The organism is Sphingobacterium griseoflavum (assembly GCF_014653155.1).
In the GTDB taxonomy this organism is placed as follows: Bacteria; Bacteroidota; Bacteroidia; order Sphingobacteriales; family Sphingobacteriaceae; genus Sphingobacterium; species Sphingobacterium griseoflavum.
The window spans coordinates 163,585-178,354 of sequence record NZ_BNAF01000002.1 but is presented as its reverse complement, the minus strand read 5'-3'; the positions used below and the strand labels follow the sequence as shown (position 1 = coordinate 178,354).

Sequence of the window (14,770 nt, the reverse complement as noted above, 5' to 3'; positions counted from 1 at the left end):
AAATGCACAATAAATTTTTAGAACAAGCTTGGCGCTGGTATGGCCCTGGCGATCCCGTTTCATTGCAAGATGTCAAACAGGCAGGCGCAACGGCAGTTGTATCAGCCCTGCACCATATTCCACATGGCGATGTATGGCCTAAAGCGGATATCTTAGCACGTAAGCGGATCATCGAAGAAGCAGGATTGGTATGGAGTGTCGTTGAAAGTGTGACGGTACACGAAGCGATAAAGACTAGGTCGGATCAAGTGGAGCACTACCTAGAGAATTATCGGCAAACGCTGCAAAACCTTGCCGAATGTGGGATCAAAACCGTGTGCTATAATTTTATGCCGGTATTGGATTGGACACGTACGCAGCTGGACTTATTGATGACGGATGGCTCCAAAGCACTCTACTTTGATTGGATAGATCTTGCTATTTTTGATATATACATTTTGCAGAGGCCAGAAGCCATCTTATCCTACACGCCAGAGATAGGTCGTGCAGCGCAAGAGCGATATGCGACTTACGATCAGGATGCCAAGAAGCATTTACAGGACAACGTATTGATGGGTATTCCTGGTGAAAAGGATCCCTCTTTGGAAGAGCTTAGAAATAGTATTGCTATTTACGGTAAGATCGGTTTCGATGGACTACGGGAAAATCTTGCGTATTTTCTAGAAGCAATAGCCGATGTCTGTGAATCGAATGGTATAAAAATGACTATTCATCCAGATGATCCGCCGTTTCCTATTCTCGGGCTGCCGCGTATAGCCAGTAGCCTATCCGATTTTGAAGATATTATCAGCCGTGTGGACAGTCCATTCAACGGCGTTTGCTTCTGCACTGGATCTTTGGGCGCCGGACCCGAAAATGACTTAGTTAAGATATTCAAGAAGGTACAGCATCGGGTGAACTTTGTACACCTACGTAACGTAAAAAGGGATGCTTTGGGAAGCTTTTATGAAGCCGATCATTTAGATGGAGATGTCGATATGTATGCGGTGATGAAAGAACTGGTGGCAGAAAACCAAAATCGAGAGATCGCGATACCTTTTCGGCCTGACCATGGACATCAGATGCTGGATGATCTCGAAAAGGTGACAAATCCGGGCTACTCTGCGATTGGCCGTTTGCGCGGCTTGGCTGAATTGCGAGGTTTGGAATTAGGCGTTATCCGCAGTCGATAATAATGATTACCCGATCGTCGATCGACGAAGCTGAATACTTGTTGGTAGATTAATCTCTTCCCACTCTATTTGGCTTCGATCGCTTTTATGAATGGTTTCCACGAGCTTACGGACGGAAATGGCTCCAATATCTTTGGCTGGTTGACGGATTGTAGTTAATGAGGGGTTTAGTGACAGTGCTAAATCTGTATTGGCAAACCCAACGACGGCGATGCGCTCGGGCACTTTAATTTCCAGCTTAGCCAAAACACCTAGCAAATGGGTGGTGATGGTGTCAGAACTACCAATGATGGCTTCTGGCGGGTCGGGCAGCGCAAGTAGGCGTACAATATGGTTTTCCATTTGCAAATGTAGCTCTTCAACACTGTTTATCGCACAGAAAACCACATAGTCCTGCTGTAAAGGAACGTGGAATGCTTGATGTGCTTGTCGATATCCCGCTAGCCTTTTCGCGGTGATGCCTTGGTTGCTTCCGCAAAATATTGCAACTTTTTTTCTTCTTATTTCGAAGAGATGTTTGCAGGCGCCAAAGGTACCTTCTGCGTTCAGCACACCGACTTTATGCGTCTCCAAGGGATAATCAGTCCGGTCGAAGATCAACATCGGCGTTCTGTTCAGTATCTGTTTGGCAAGATCGACATTGGAACGTTCGTGGATAGGACAAAACAAGAGACCATCAATGGGCTTATTCACCATGGATTGCAAAGCGATACGCTCCAACTCTTCATTTTCCATACTGCTCATGATGACAACTTTATACTGTAGCGCACTAGCCGTGAGCTGTATGCCCTCTAAGATTTGTGACTCGAAGGGACTGGTCATCTTTGGGAGAATAACGCCTATAGTCTGTGTCTTTCCGGTTTTTAACGATTGTGCCAGAACATTGGGTTGATAGTCGAGTTTGTTTGCAAATTCCTTAACACGTTGCTTCGTGCTTTCGCTAATTTCATAACTGTCATTCAACGCCTTAGAAACCGTGGAAACCGACATGTTGAGTGCGGCTGCTAAACTCTTGAGTGTCGTTTTGGCCATAACAATTTATCTTAAATCGACGAGTTCGTAATTCGGATAATTTGCTTTATTGAACGAAAAATTGCTAGGGGATATTGAATTATTCACGTAAAGTGTTTTGATGGTATAGGTATACCGTGCCCCGGATTTGTCGAAAATGAGTACATCATGGATGTGCCTGTTTTTATTGACGCGCAATTTGATTTTAAAGTAGTTGTTTTTGGTGTCCAGCGGACTGAGTTCTACAACGCGTAGTAGCTCTCCGCCCACGCGCTCGTCGTCACTGCTTACGTATTTAAAGCCACTTTTGTAAAAAGTAAACAGGTTGTTTGGCCCAATACTTGAAGATCCATTGTCGGCATCAGCGATTTGTACTTCTTTGTCGTCTTTTAAGATGCTATAGGTCGTCTTCCCATCGCTGATCAACTCCTGGTTTTTAAGTTGTATGCGGTATTGGCTTTGTTTTTTATTCAAAAATAAAGTGCCCTGATCGGTGTACATCTCTCCGTTAGGCTGCTTAGCTGAAAAATTAAAGTCCGACTGCAACGTCTGGTAGGCGTCGTATTTTTTTGAAACCTGATCCAATAATTGCTGTGCGGCAGGATCGTTCTGTGCGAAGGAAGCTAAACTACTACACAAAATAAATATCCATATACCGATATGTGTTTTCATTTTAATCATTTTTTCTCAAACTTTCCAAATACTGTTCCAACGAGTATTCATCCGGGTAAAGGACCTCACGTGCTTTACTTCCTTCGAATGGCCCTACAATGCCGGCGGCCTCCAGCTGGTCAATGATACGTCCAGCGCGATTGTATCCCAATTTTAGTTTGCGCTGAATCAACGAAGTAGATCCCTGCTGATGCATGACAATAAGCCGAGCCGCTTCCTCGAAAAGCTGATCTCTGTCGCTTGCATCAAATTCCATTGACCCACTTCCCTCACCATTTTCATCCACATATTCCGGAAGTAGAAAGGCAGAAGGATAGCCCCTTTGGCTACCAATAAATTCCGAGATCTTATCCACTTCCGGCGTATCCACGAATGCACACTGTATACGTGTCAAATCGCTTCCTGTACTCAGTAGCATGTCACCGCGACCGATAAGCTGATCTGCACCTCCACTGTCCAAAATCGTTCGCGAATCTACTTTCGACAACACCCGAAATGCTAAACGGGCGGGGAAATTCGCTTTGATCGTTCCCGTGATGATATTTACAGAAGGCCGTTGCGTGGCGATAACCAAATGTATACCCACGGCTCGCGCCAATTGTGCTAAACGTGCAATAGGCGTTTCCACCTCTTTGCCGGCAGTCATCATCAAATCTGCAAACTCGTCCACAACAAGTACTATAAAGGGTAAGAATCGATGACCCTCCTCAGGGTTTAATCGGCGCCCAATAAATTTTGCGTTATATTCCTTCAGATTTCTTACCTGTGCATTTTTCAATAGATCATAACGTTGATCCATCTCGATGCACAAGGAGTTGAGTGTGTTAATAACCTTTTTCGTGTCGGTGATAATGGCTTCTTCTTCACCGGGGAGTTTCGCTAGAAAATGTCTTTCTATTGTCTTAAAAAGCGATAATTCCACTTTTTTTGGATCTACCATAACAAACTTCAACTCTGCAGGATGCTTTTTGTAAAGCAATGAAGTTAGGATAGCATTAATACCAACCGATTTTCCTTGCCCAGTTGCCCCAGCGACGAGCAAGTGAGGCATCTTCGAAAGATCAGCAATAAAAACTTCGTTGGAAATCGTTTTGCCCAGTGCAATCGGCAAATCCATTTCCGTTTTCTGAAATTTCTCGGTGGCCAGAACAGAACGCATTGACACCATTTCTGGCGAGCTATTAGGAACTTCAATACCAATTGTCCCTTTGCCGGGCATTGGCGCGATAATACGGATACCGAGTGCGGCTAAGCTCAAGGCGATATCATCTTCCAGGTTTTTAATTTTTGAAATCCGTACGCCAGGTTTAGGGATAATTTCGTACAAGGTGACCGTTGGGCCTATGGTTGCTTTGATATGTTCTATCTCAATATTATAATTCCGCAACGTATCGACAATACGATTTTTGTTCGCTTCTAGTTCTTGCTGGTTGATGGTTATCTTGCCCGTTCCGTAGTCTTTTAGCAGATCTAAGGTCGGATATTGGTAACCCGAAAGGTCCAGCTTAGGATCATATTCACCGAATTGGGCAACCAAATCGTTAGCAGTGATTTCCTTTTCTTCGACCACTTGGGCAACGCTAAGCACAGGGCCTTCCTCTACTTCGGCTAAGGGCTCGATATCTTCCGGTTCGTGGTCGATGGATAGCGTGATTTCATTTGTTGACGTTGGGATCGATGGGGATGAGAAAACGTAATCCTCTTCCTCCGGACTATGGCTATCGTCAGCGGTATGCAGTTCCTCGTATTTCCGGGCCGCAGCAGTGGCCATGGCACCGTTACGCATAGCTTCGGCGGCCATCTCATTGATACTTTTCGACCGGATAGGTGCATGGCTCGATGCCTCCTCTTCATCAGTATCGGTGCCAGCTTCCACCTGTTTATTTTCCATAACAGTATTTCTGGCAGCGGCACGATTCGTATTAGGACTGTTGAAGCTATCAAAATTGTCCTCTTCGTCAAACTCCTCTTCTTCAAACTCCTGTCGCTTCGTTGTCCAAGTCCACTTCAAGTCGAGGTTGTAAACCAATATCAAGGCTGTAAGACAGCATAAAACTAATAGCGCAGCAACACCGGTAGATCCTATTTGGGCTTTTAGCAGCTGATTGGTCCAAAATCCGAATTTCCCTTCTAGAATATGGGGTGAGTCGGTGAGGAAATCTTGCAGAAATCCGAAGGTAAGAGATAAGAACACGATGCCCAACGAGGCGTAAAGCGTAGTCTTCCAAACCGGGAACAATGATTTTTTGTATAGCAATTTATAGCCAAGCACGAAGAATATCAGGGCGAACAAAAAAGATGCTAAACCAAACCATTCGTAGATAAATTGATTGGCTAGAAGAGCCCCCAATTTTCCGAGTTTATTTTCAACAATCGGTAGCTCGATCGCTTCATCCGCAATTTCATCAGCCGTTTGGAATAGGGTAGACCAACCGCCGTTGGTTTGCGCAATATAGCTTTGGTCTTGTTTCCAAGTGAACAGATAAGATACAAAAGATACTGCGAGCAAAAAAGAAACGAAGATCAAAAAAATGCCCGTGATCTTAAGCGCTTTTCGCTGACCTTCCGAAAAGTTTATTCTTTCGAACGACTTAAGCCGTTCTTTTTTTTGATATGTTGTATTTCCAGTACTCCGAGCGGGGCGTTTTCCGCTGCTGTTGTTACCGGGGCCTTTAAATGTATTTCCTTTATTTGACATGAAAAACTAGCTCTACCTCCTACATACAAACTTATAAAAAAAGGACGAGTATCGGATGACAAATTTAGCTTTGATCAACGATAGGGCACCCTCTAAAATAAGAATTTTTGCAGCACCAATGCTATATTTACATGAGGTTTAGTGGGATAGGTAACATGTATGTCACGCGGACAGGGATTCCCCGCTGCACGCCAGGAGACCATTTCTTTTTTGCCTTACTGTTAGCATGGATGGCTGTTTGCCCGATTCCATAACCTAAGTTTTTCTTGACATTAAAACTGGTCATGCTACCGTTCGTCAATCGGGTGATCAATTTAAGACGGTCACTTGCGGTGTAGTATTCCTCGTATTTTCGGAGATCGGGATGCTCCTGATCTGTTGAGATGATCCGGTAGAAGTAAGACTGTTCGGGCGTTTCAACCACTTGGCCCTCAATGGCGTGATAGTTTATTTGTTTGTTTTGCCCAAATAGTGATATATGAAAGAGAAGTAATAAAGGGGTTAGGTAGCTAAGGTTTTTCATTCTATAATTCGGTGTACAGGCAAATTTTCCTGTACACCGAAATAACTCGCTATTTCGCAATAATCAAAAAATAATTTTTCTTACCGCGTTGTGCCACGATGTATTTGCCGTTAATTAAGCTTTTTGCAGAAACCACCAATTCGACATCGTGGATTTTCTCCTTGTTTAACGCGACACCGCCGCCTTGCAGCATCTTTCTTGCTTCTCCTTTTGAAGGGAATACCTGTGTGTCTACGGCTAGCAAATCTAAAATATTGATACCTGCGGTCAGCGCCTCTTTGCTGATTTCAAACTGAGGAACGCCATCAAATACTTCGAGAACAGCCTCATGTTCCAAATCCGCCAAGAAATCCAATGATCCATTGCCAAACAAAAACTCGGATGTTTTTACGGCTGTTTCGTAGTCATGCTCGCTGTGTGTCCGGATGGTGATATCTGCTGCCAAAGCCTTCTGCACGGCACGTGTATGTGGCGCCGCGTCATGATCCGCTATGATGGCGTTGATTTCGGCTTCTGTCTTGAGGGTGAAAATCCGAATCCAATTTTTGGCATCGTCATCAGAGGTGTTAAGCCAAAATTGGTAATATTTGTAAGGCGAGGTCTTCTTCGGATCTAACCAAATGGCACCAGACTCCGTTTTTCCAAATTTTTGTCCATCGGCCTTTTTAATCAATTGGGTTGTGATGGCAAATGCGGTGCCTTGGTCCTGACGACGGATCATCTCACTGCCCGTTACAATGTTTCCCCACTGGTCGGATCCCCCCATCTGCACCTTGCAGTTGTGGTGCTTCCATAGGTAATAGAAATCATAGCCCTGTATGAGCTGGTAGGTAAATTCCGTAAAAGATAGCCCATTGTCTCCTTCCAATCGTTTCTTCACGGAATCCTTGGCCATCATATAGTTTACCGTAATTAGTTTTCCTACATCACGGATGAAGTCTAAAAAGCTAAAATCCTTGAACCAATCGTAGTTGTTCACCATTTTGGCGTCGTTCTCGCCGTCGCCAAAGTTCAAAAATTTCGCCAATTGTCCTTTCAGGCATTCGATATTGTATTGCAGCGTGGCTTCATCCAGTAGATTTCGTTCGGCAGATTTGAATGATGGATCGCCAATCATTCCCGTGGCTCCCCCTACTAAGGCAACAGGTTTGTGGCCGGCATTTTGGAAATGTATAAGTGTCATGATCTGGGTAAGATGTCCGACATGCAAGGAGTCTCCCGTAGGATCAAAACCGATATATCCCGAAACTTTCTCTTTGTTTAGTAATTCTTCAGTTCCAGGCATGATATCTTGCAACATACCTCTCCAGCGTAGTTCTTCTACAAAGCTCATTTTTTTGCTATTACGATTTTTTTATTAAGATTGCAAAGATACAAGATTAAGCTGTATCTTACGACAATAATTGAGAAGATTGGACCGTGAATTTTTTGTCGCACTATTATTTTGAACGCTACAGTCCGCACGCAGAAACTGTGTTGGGTGCCTTGCTTCCGGATCTGTTGAAGAATGTAGACAAGCAGTACAACTTTCAGCCTCAACGCGTTGAGGCAGCACTATTTGCACTGCCTCAAACACGGTGGATATCGGAGGGCTGGTATCGACATGTCGAGGTGGACAAGCTCTTTCACAGCGCCAGTTTTTTCTTGGATCACTGCCATCGTTTACGGAAGCAGCTTGATCCAATCGTTCAGCATCTTCCTGTAAGAGCTTCTTTTTTGGCGCACATCAGTGTCGAGCTGTTGTTGGATCATCTCCTGATAGCGCAGCAAGGTGTCAACGTGCATCGCCTTTACGAGCACCTAGCCCATGTTTCCAAGCCGACGATCGAAAAGTATCTCAAGCTAATCGGCGAAGTGGATATTCCGCGATTTTTAGTCTTTTACGAACGATTCATCGAGTCGAAATATATTGTACAATACCAGGACATAAGTAATATCTCGCATGCGCTATTCAATATTTGTAAAAGGGTTTGGACATTTGAGCACACTGCTGTGGATATTGACCAACTAACCGCAACGTTGACTGTGTATAAGGAGCAGTTTTTACATGACTACCTGGATATATTTCATTATATCCAAGATAATTTAGCCTAATTAGCTCAAATTTTATCATTTTTGTGCTTGTGGAGCTTCAAATTATTAACAATCTGATATGATAAATAAACTTTTCCGGAAGAAAAGCGTTGACCAAATTCTCCAAGATTCTCGAGAAGGTACAGGACTGGCGAAAGTATTAGGTGTACGGGATTTGGTATCGCTAGGTATAGCTGCGATTGTTGGTGCTGGTATTTTTAGTACCATTGGGCTCGCTAGCTTCGAAGGCGGCCCAGCTATTTCTTTGCTGTTCGTGTTTGTCGCATTTGCCTGTGTGTTTACAGCATTGGCCTACGCACAGTTTGCCAGTACAGTACCGGTGTCAGGGAGCGCCTACACCTATGCTTACGTTGCGTTCGGGGAGCTCTTCGCCTGGATTATCGGTTGGGCGCTTGTGTTAGAGTATGCTGTCTCGAACACCGTTGTCGCGATATCTTGGTCTCAATATTTTGTTTCTATGCTGGAGGGGTTCGGTATTTTTCTGCCAAAATGGTTGACCATGGCACCCGGCTATGCGATAGATGCCCACCTCAAATTTGTTGAGCAGGGGTTGTCCGCATTAAATGTGGCAGATAAAGCGGGACTAGAGGCCTACGTGACTGCTCCTCGGATCGCCGATATCCCCATTATCTTTGATTTTCCTGCCGGTCTGGTAACTTTATTGGTTACATGGCTCGTTTATATCGGAATCAAGGAATCGCAACGGGCAAGCAACATCATGGTTATGATAAAGGTCGGCATTATCGTGCTCGTGATATTAGGGGGGATATTTTACATCAAGCCCGAGAACTGGACACCTTTTGCTCCAAATGGTGTCCGCGGCGTAATGGGGTCTGTAGCGGCAGTGTTTTTTGCGTTTATCGGTTTCGATTCTATTTCAACCACTGCCGAGGAATGTAAGAATCCACAACGTGATTTGCCTCGTGCCATGATCATTTGCTTGATCATCTGTACCATCATGTACGTTGCTATTACGTTGGTCCTGACTGGTATGGTGAACTATACCGATCTAAATGTGAAAGATCCTTTGGCTTTCGTCTTTAAATACGTCGGGTTTGACCATATGGCGGGTATTGTCTCGGTTACTTCTGTCATCGCTATTACTAGCGCTTTGCTGGTCTATCAATTGGCGCAACCAAGGATATGGATGACAATGAGTCGGGACGGTTTGCTCTCCAAACGATTTGCACGTGTGCACCCGAAGTATAGAACGCCTTCTTACGCAACGATTATAACCGGCATTGTCGTTGCTATCCCTTCGCTTTTTTTTAAGATGGATTTTTTCGTCGATTTAACGAGTGTAGGTACATTTTTTGCCTTTATTTTGGTCTGTGCCGGCGTGTTGTATATGGATCATGCAGGTTTATCGGCCAAATCCAAATTTAAAGTTCCATATATCAATGGCAAATACCTCATTGGGGCCGGATTTCTCCTCGCTTGGATACTGTTGTTCAATTATGGAGAGGGAACCATAGCAGAGTGGCGTAGACTTTCCTTGGTCGAAATAGTGGAACATAAATCATTGGTGTTAATCTTTTGGCTCAGCTGGATACTACTTGCTGTGCTGGGATTTAGATATAGATTTTCGCTGTTACCCGTTGTCGGTATTTTAATCAATCTGTATTTGATGAGCGAACTGGGCGCCAGTAATTGGATTATTTTCATTCTATGGTTGGTCATCGGTCTTGTGCTCTATTTTGCATATGGATTTAAACACTCCAAGCTCAATAAAACGACAGCATAAGCATGTATGGCGCAAATTAGGGCAGCTTATCGAGATAGGCCGCCCTTGTTGTTAGTTGAGAACTGTCTGTCGAACCGCAGACTTTATCGAACTGTATAAATAGAAAAAGCCTTTCCTGAACCCCGAAGTTAAATCAATTTAGTTCAGTCTCTTTAATTTGACTTCTTTGGTGTTGGGAATATTGAGTGGCACACGTTCTAGGGTCACAAAGCTGCTATCTAAGCCGAATCCTTTCTCCTCGGAAAGACTAAATCGCTTCAAAATTTTGTAGATCTCCAAAATAATTTTTTCATGCCATTTAAGATCATGGGTTTTGGCTATCATTTTTTCCAACACAACAAAATTGAAATCGCCTGCAATCTTATGTTTTTTCAGTGTTTCGTAGTTACTGGTGATATCGATCTCGCCCTTCTCTACCATGTCTTCCACCACCTTACGGAAGAGTAGGCTAATCCGTTGCTCCTCCCTAAAACCCAGTTTGAAGTCTATTCGGATCAATTTGTTCGGAATTAATTGTTCTACGACAAATTCCCGCGTATGTGGGTTGTCCATCACATCCACATGTACGAGCCAATATACATCGGCGCGCTTTGGTTTTTTGTTGATAATGGAATAGATGATCTTTGATTCTATTTCGTTCTTGTTGTTCGCACTTGTTAAATAAACCAAGTGGGAGGAGAATAACGGAACCGATTTGTCCTCGCTAAGTTCGGATATGATAGGGAAATAATCGCGGATATGGTTGAATCGTACAAAGCTGTTCTTGATTTTCCTTGCTCCATACCAAGAGAACATTGCGATAAAAAGTGTCGAGGCCAGTAACAGCGTTAACCATCCACCATGTGTTAATTTAACCAAATTACCGGCTAAAAAAGCAATCTCTATTGTGAAGTAGAATACGGCAAATATGACGATCCAAATTTTCGATATGTGCACACGTGCGAGAAACACACACATCAAAATAGTCGTCATGATAAAAGTCAGATTGATGGCTAGACCATACGCAGCCTCCATATTGGAAGATTCCTTGAATACGGCAATAATCAGCATACAGCCAACATAAAGGATGAGATTAATGGAGGGGACATAAAGCTGACCCTTTTGATCGCTTGGATAGCGAATGGATACTTTGGGCCATATATTCAAACGAACGGCTTCCGAAATAAGCGTAAAAGATCCAGATATCATTGCTTGACTTGCGATAATGGCGGCCATGGTCGCAATCGCAATACCGTAAACTACAAACCCTTCGGGCATCATGGCGTAGAAAGGGTTTTTTTCGCCCATTTGCGTGCCAGCATGTTGCATAAGCCAAGCGCCTTGCCCAAAATAATTCAGCACTAAGGTCACTTTCACAAAGATCCAACTTATCCGGATGTTTGATTTTCCACAATGGCCCATGTCTGAGTATAGAGCTTCGGCTCCGGTTGTACACAGGAAAATTGCGCCAATCAGGAACAAGGCATTCGGATGGCTTATGATGGTGGAGATAGCATAATAAGGGTTTATGGCATAAAAGACCTCTGGAGCGTGCTTAATGTAGAGTGCGCCTAAAATACCGATCGTGCTGAACCAAATGAACATCATTGGCCCAAAGATCCGGCCGACAATGGACGTGCCAAAACGTTGGATAACGAATAAAATGGTAATGATAATGACAACAATAGGTAAGGTAGGCACTTGTGGATGTCTGATGGCCAATCCTTCTATGGCGGAAGATATCGTGATCGCCGGCGTAATCATTCCATCGGCCAACAATGTGCTAGCACCTACTATCGCAGGTATGATCAGCCATTTGGCTTTTTTCCTGACAAGAGAATATAGCGAAAGAATACCGCCTTCGCCTTTGTTGTCCGCATTTAGGGTTATCCAAACATATTTAATGGTTGTCTGCAGGGTGAGCGTCCAAAAAACACAAGACAAACTTCCTAGAATAAGGTTTTCCTCGATAGTGCCTTTGTTGAAGATTGCTTTAATAACATAGAGTGGGGATGTTCCGATATCGCCGAAAATGATACCTAAACTGATCAATAAGCCCGCGAAGCTGAGCTTATGCGTATCATGATGCTTATGAGTTTTCATGCAAAACAAAATTATCCTGCAAACTTACAGTAAATTACGTTCCAAACATATACAAAAAACCACACAACGAATAATCTTGTTAAAAATTGTTAAATGGTAATTTTTTTTTAAAATTGATATGGGAGATGACAACAAAACAATTAACTTTGTTAAGAGGATGTTTTGGATGTTGTTGCGGAAGAAATTGTGATTTTATACCAACTACCTATATCTACGTATAAGAAAAATGGAAGGAATGATGAGAAATATAGCTCTTTTTGCCATGATCAGCTTCTCTATGCTGCAGGGTGTTCAGGCTATGTCTACTTCTATGAATAATCTTTCTGTAGTGTTTAGTCCTTCCGCCAGCGTAGCAATACCAAATTTGCCTGAGGAAGATAGTGAAAAACTCATCAACAATGTTAAAGTCTTCTACAACCCCGTAGCTGAGCAAATCACGACAAATTTTAAATTATCAAAACAAGGTACGGTTACCATCAAGGTTATGGATGCGCTAGGCAATGAGGTGCTGAATTTAATGAACGGCCGTTTGGATGCTGGTATGCAGAACCTATCCTTCGACTCTAATGGAAAGCTGACGACCGGGTTTTATTTTGTGCGTGTCACCTCTGGCGCTGAGACCGTTGTCAAGCGGATTTCTGTACGCTAGAACCTGTAGTATTTACCTCCGTCCCAAAAAAAGGAAGAGCCGTTTTTTTTAAAGCCGACTCATCCGATTACAAGCAATTTTTATTTAAGAGGTGGTGTTTCCTCTTCCACCCACAGTCCGTCGTTCTTGATAATGTCAATGAGTTCGTCCAATGCATGCGTAGCGCTTACATTTTTCTTGACAACCTCTTTTCCTCGATAGAGTGTTATTTTATCTGGGCCAGCGCCCACGTAACCGTAGTCTGCATCCGCCATTTCTCCCGGGCCGTTCACGATGCACCCCATGATCCCGATTTTCAGTCCTTTTAGATGGCTCGTACGGCTACGAATCATCTGCGTTGTTTCCTGCAGATCAAATAGCGTACGCCCACAACTGGGGCAAGAAATATATTCTGTTTTTGAAATTCGGGATCGGGTGGCCTGTAATATCCCGAACGACAGCGAAGCGACCTTGTCGATAGGTGTTGCCGGGGAATCTATCCAAATGCCCGATCCTAATTTGTCTACCAATAGGGCTCCCATATCAGTCGCTGCATAGAGCTGTATCTTCGAAATAGGCTCTTCTGGATCCATATCGTCTCCAACGGCGCCAGAAAAATCCGCAGCAGGGTACGAACGTTTAATAATGACTGGATTATCTAAGCCGATTGTTTGGAGATTAACAAAAAATTGACGCTGGTCGGCCATGCCGTGGGGGTGGTTCGTTTCTAATACAAAGACTACTGTTTTATCCACTGCAAGGCTGCCGAAAGCATCGCTAACAAGATCCTCGTTAGTAAGGCGAATAAGGTTTAAAGAAGGATCGTGTGTCGATGACGCTTGGTAACTTGATAGATCGAATAAGGGGTGTTTGTTTGCCTTATTGTGTAAAGTTGCCCAGGTCGCATCATCGTAAATGACCTTTAGGTTTCCGGGCAAAACAAAAGATGGTAAATTGGACCCGAGGTAGACGAAGTCTACTGACTGATCGCCCATATGGTATTTGTCGTTCACGGCATCATAGCGATAACCTACGGCGTCCAATACGAAGGGATCCTTAAGGTTTGAGGAGGAAATATCGACCACGATGCGGGGTACCAGAGCTCCCCCGATAAAGGCATTCACCTCTTTTGTTTGGTATGGTGCTGTATGGCTATGGTTCGCTAGATTGACGATTTCCTGTTGCTTGTGGTTTTGCTGCATGGCTGCGCCCCGCTTCGCATACCTATTTACCAGTGCTATTGCTACAGGAGCCTCTTTTTCGGGCTCTTCAGTAAGTGAGACCCTAACGGTATCACCCAGCCCGTCCTCCAATAAGGTACCGATGCCTACAGCTGATTTTACACGGCCATCTTCTCCATCTCCAGCTTCGGTAACGCCCAAATGCAAAGGATAGTTCATGTTTTCAGCAACCATTTTTTCGACTAAAAGTCGATATGCACTGACCATGACTTGCGGATTCGAGGACTTCATCGATACCACTAAGTCGTAGAACCGAAGATCTTCGCAAATGCGGATAAATTCTAGTGCAGATTCCACCATGCCTTCCGGCGTATCGCCATAGCGGCTCATAATACGATCGGAAAGTGATCCATGGTTTGTTCCAATACGCATAACGGTACCATATTCTTTGCAGATATGAACTAAAGGCGCAAATTTTTTATAAATACGATCTAACTCCGCTTGGTAAGCCGCGTCCGTATAATCAATTTGATCGAATTTTTTCTTATCGGCGTAGTTCCCTGGATTGATGCGTACTTTTTCGATAAGGCGTGCCGCCGTTTCGGCCGCATTTGGAGTGAAATGTATGTCAGCAACCAATGGAACATCGTAGCCCCTTGCTTTCAATCCTTTTTTTATGTGGGCGAGGTTTTCTGCCTCTTTGATGCTTGGGGCAGTTATACGTACGTATTCACAACCAGCTTCAACCATACGAATTGTTTGCTCGATTGACCCGATCGTATCCATTGTGTCTACCGTAGTCATGCTTTGGATGCGGATCGGATTGTTGCCTCCCATGGCTATATTCCCCACTTTGACTTCGCGCGTGAGAAATCTGCTATATGTCGTTTTGGAGTTGCAGTAGCCCCCTTCCAAGTAAATTGCTTCGTTTGTGTCCATGCCTAGTCGCAAAGTTAGCTTTTTTA

11 protein-coding genes are annotated in these 14,770 nt (G+C 43.9%); 4 read left to right on the top strand and 7 right to left on the bottom strand.

The features are described 5' to 3' along the window. Nucleotides 1–2 precede the first annotated feature (2 nt). Nucleotides 3–1,172: a mannonate dehydratase gene (gene uxuA, locus IE165_RS02860; RefSeq protein WP_189625101.1), complete on the top strand. Its 1,170-nt coding sequence runs from the start codon at nt 3–5 to the stop codon at nt 1,170–1,172. Nucleotides 1,173–1,178: 6 nt separating this feature from the next. On the opposite strand, the gene IE165_RS02855 is transcribed toward uxuA, so the two are convergent. The 5 genes from IE165_RS02855 to tyrS all read right to left on the bottom strand — a co-directional run bounded on the left by IE165_RS02855 (nt 1,179) and on the right by tyrS (nt 7,409). After that, nucleotides 1,179–2,204, bottom strand: coding sequence for a LacI family DNA-binding transcriptional regulator (locus tag IE165_RS02855; protein ID WP_189625100.1), 1,026 nt, complete (start codon nt 2,202–2,204; stop codon nt 1,179–1,181). Between the two features lie 6 nt (nt 2,205–2,210). After that, nucleotides 2,211–2,855: an outer membrane lipoprotein periplasmic chaperone LolA1 gene (lolA1, locus tag IE165_RS02850; protein WP_189625099.1), complete on the bottom strand. Its 645-nt coding sequence runs from the start codon at nt 2,853–2,855 to the stop codon at nt 2,211–2,213. 1 nt (nt 2,856) lies between these two features. Continuing rightward, nucleotides 2,857–5,553, bottom strand: coding sequence for an FtsK/SpoIIIE family DNA translocase (locus IE165_RS02845; RefSeq protein ID WP_189625098.1), 2,697 nt, complete (start codon nt 5,551–5,553; stop codon nt 2,857–2,859). A gap of 127 nt (nt 5,554–5,680) precedes the next feature. Continuing rightward, nucleotides 5,681–6,076, bottom strand: coding sequence for a hypothetical protein (locus IE165_RS02840; RefSeq protein WP_189625097.1), 396 nt, complete (start codon nt 6,074–6,076; stop codon nt 5,681–5,683). Between the two features lie 49 nt (nt 6,077–6,125). Next, a complete protein-coding gene (gene tyrS / locus IE165_RS02835) occupies nt 6,126–7,409 on the bottom strand; it encodes a tyrosine--tRNA ligase (protein ID WP_189625096.1) in 1,284 nt (427 codons plus the stop codon). Between the two features lie 86 nt (nt 7,410–7,495). On the opposite strand from tyrS, the gene IE165_RS02830 reads away from it, so the two are divergent. Both IE165_RS02830 and IE165_RS02825 read left to right on the top strand, forming a co-directional pair. After that, nucleotides 7,496–8,170 carry an ACP phosphodiesterase gene (locus tag IE165_RS02830; RefSeq protein WP_189625095.1) on the top strand — a complete coding sequence of 225 codons (675 nt, stop codon included), beginning with the start codon at nt 7,496–7,498 and terminating at the stop codon, nt 8,168–8,170. Nucleotides 8,171–8,228: 58 nt separating this feature from the next. Next, the gene (locus tag IE165_RS02825; RefSeq protein ID WP_189625094.1) at nt 8,229–9,914 is read left to right on the top strand and encodes an amino acid permease; all 1,686 of its coding nucleotides are present in this window, start codon (nt 8,229–8,231) and stop codon (nt 9,912–9,914) included. 138 nt (nt 9,915–10,052) lie between these two features. Here IE165_RS02825 and IE165_RS02820 read toward each other — a convergent pair whose 3' ends face one another. Further along, complete coding sequence (locus tag IE165_RS02820) at nt 10,053–11,996, bottom strand: KUP/HAK/KT family potassium transporter (protein WP_189625093.1); 1,944 nt, start codon at nt 11,994–11,996, stop codon at nt 10,053–10,055. Between the two features lie 235 nt (nt 11,997–12,231). On the opposite strand from IE165_RS02820, the gene IE165_RS02815 reads away from it, so the two are divergent. After that, nucleotides 12,232–12,645, top strand: coding sequence for a T9SS type A sorting domain-containing protein (locus IE165_RS02815; RefSeq protein ID WP_189625092.1), 414 nt, complete (start codon nt 12,232–12,234; stop codon nt 12,643–12,645). An 80-nt stretch (nt 12,646–12,725) separates the two neighbouring features. Here IE165_RS02815 and ispG read toward each other — a convergent pair whose 3' ends face one another. Further along, a complete protein-coding gene (gene ispG, locus IE165_RS02810) occupies nt 12,726–14,744 on the bottom strand; it encodes a (E)-4-hydroxy-3-methylbut-2-enyl-diphosphate synthase (RefSeq protein ID WP_189625091.1) in 2,019 nt (672 codons plus the stop codon). Nucleotides 14,745–14,770 lie beyond the last annotated feature (26 nt).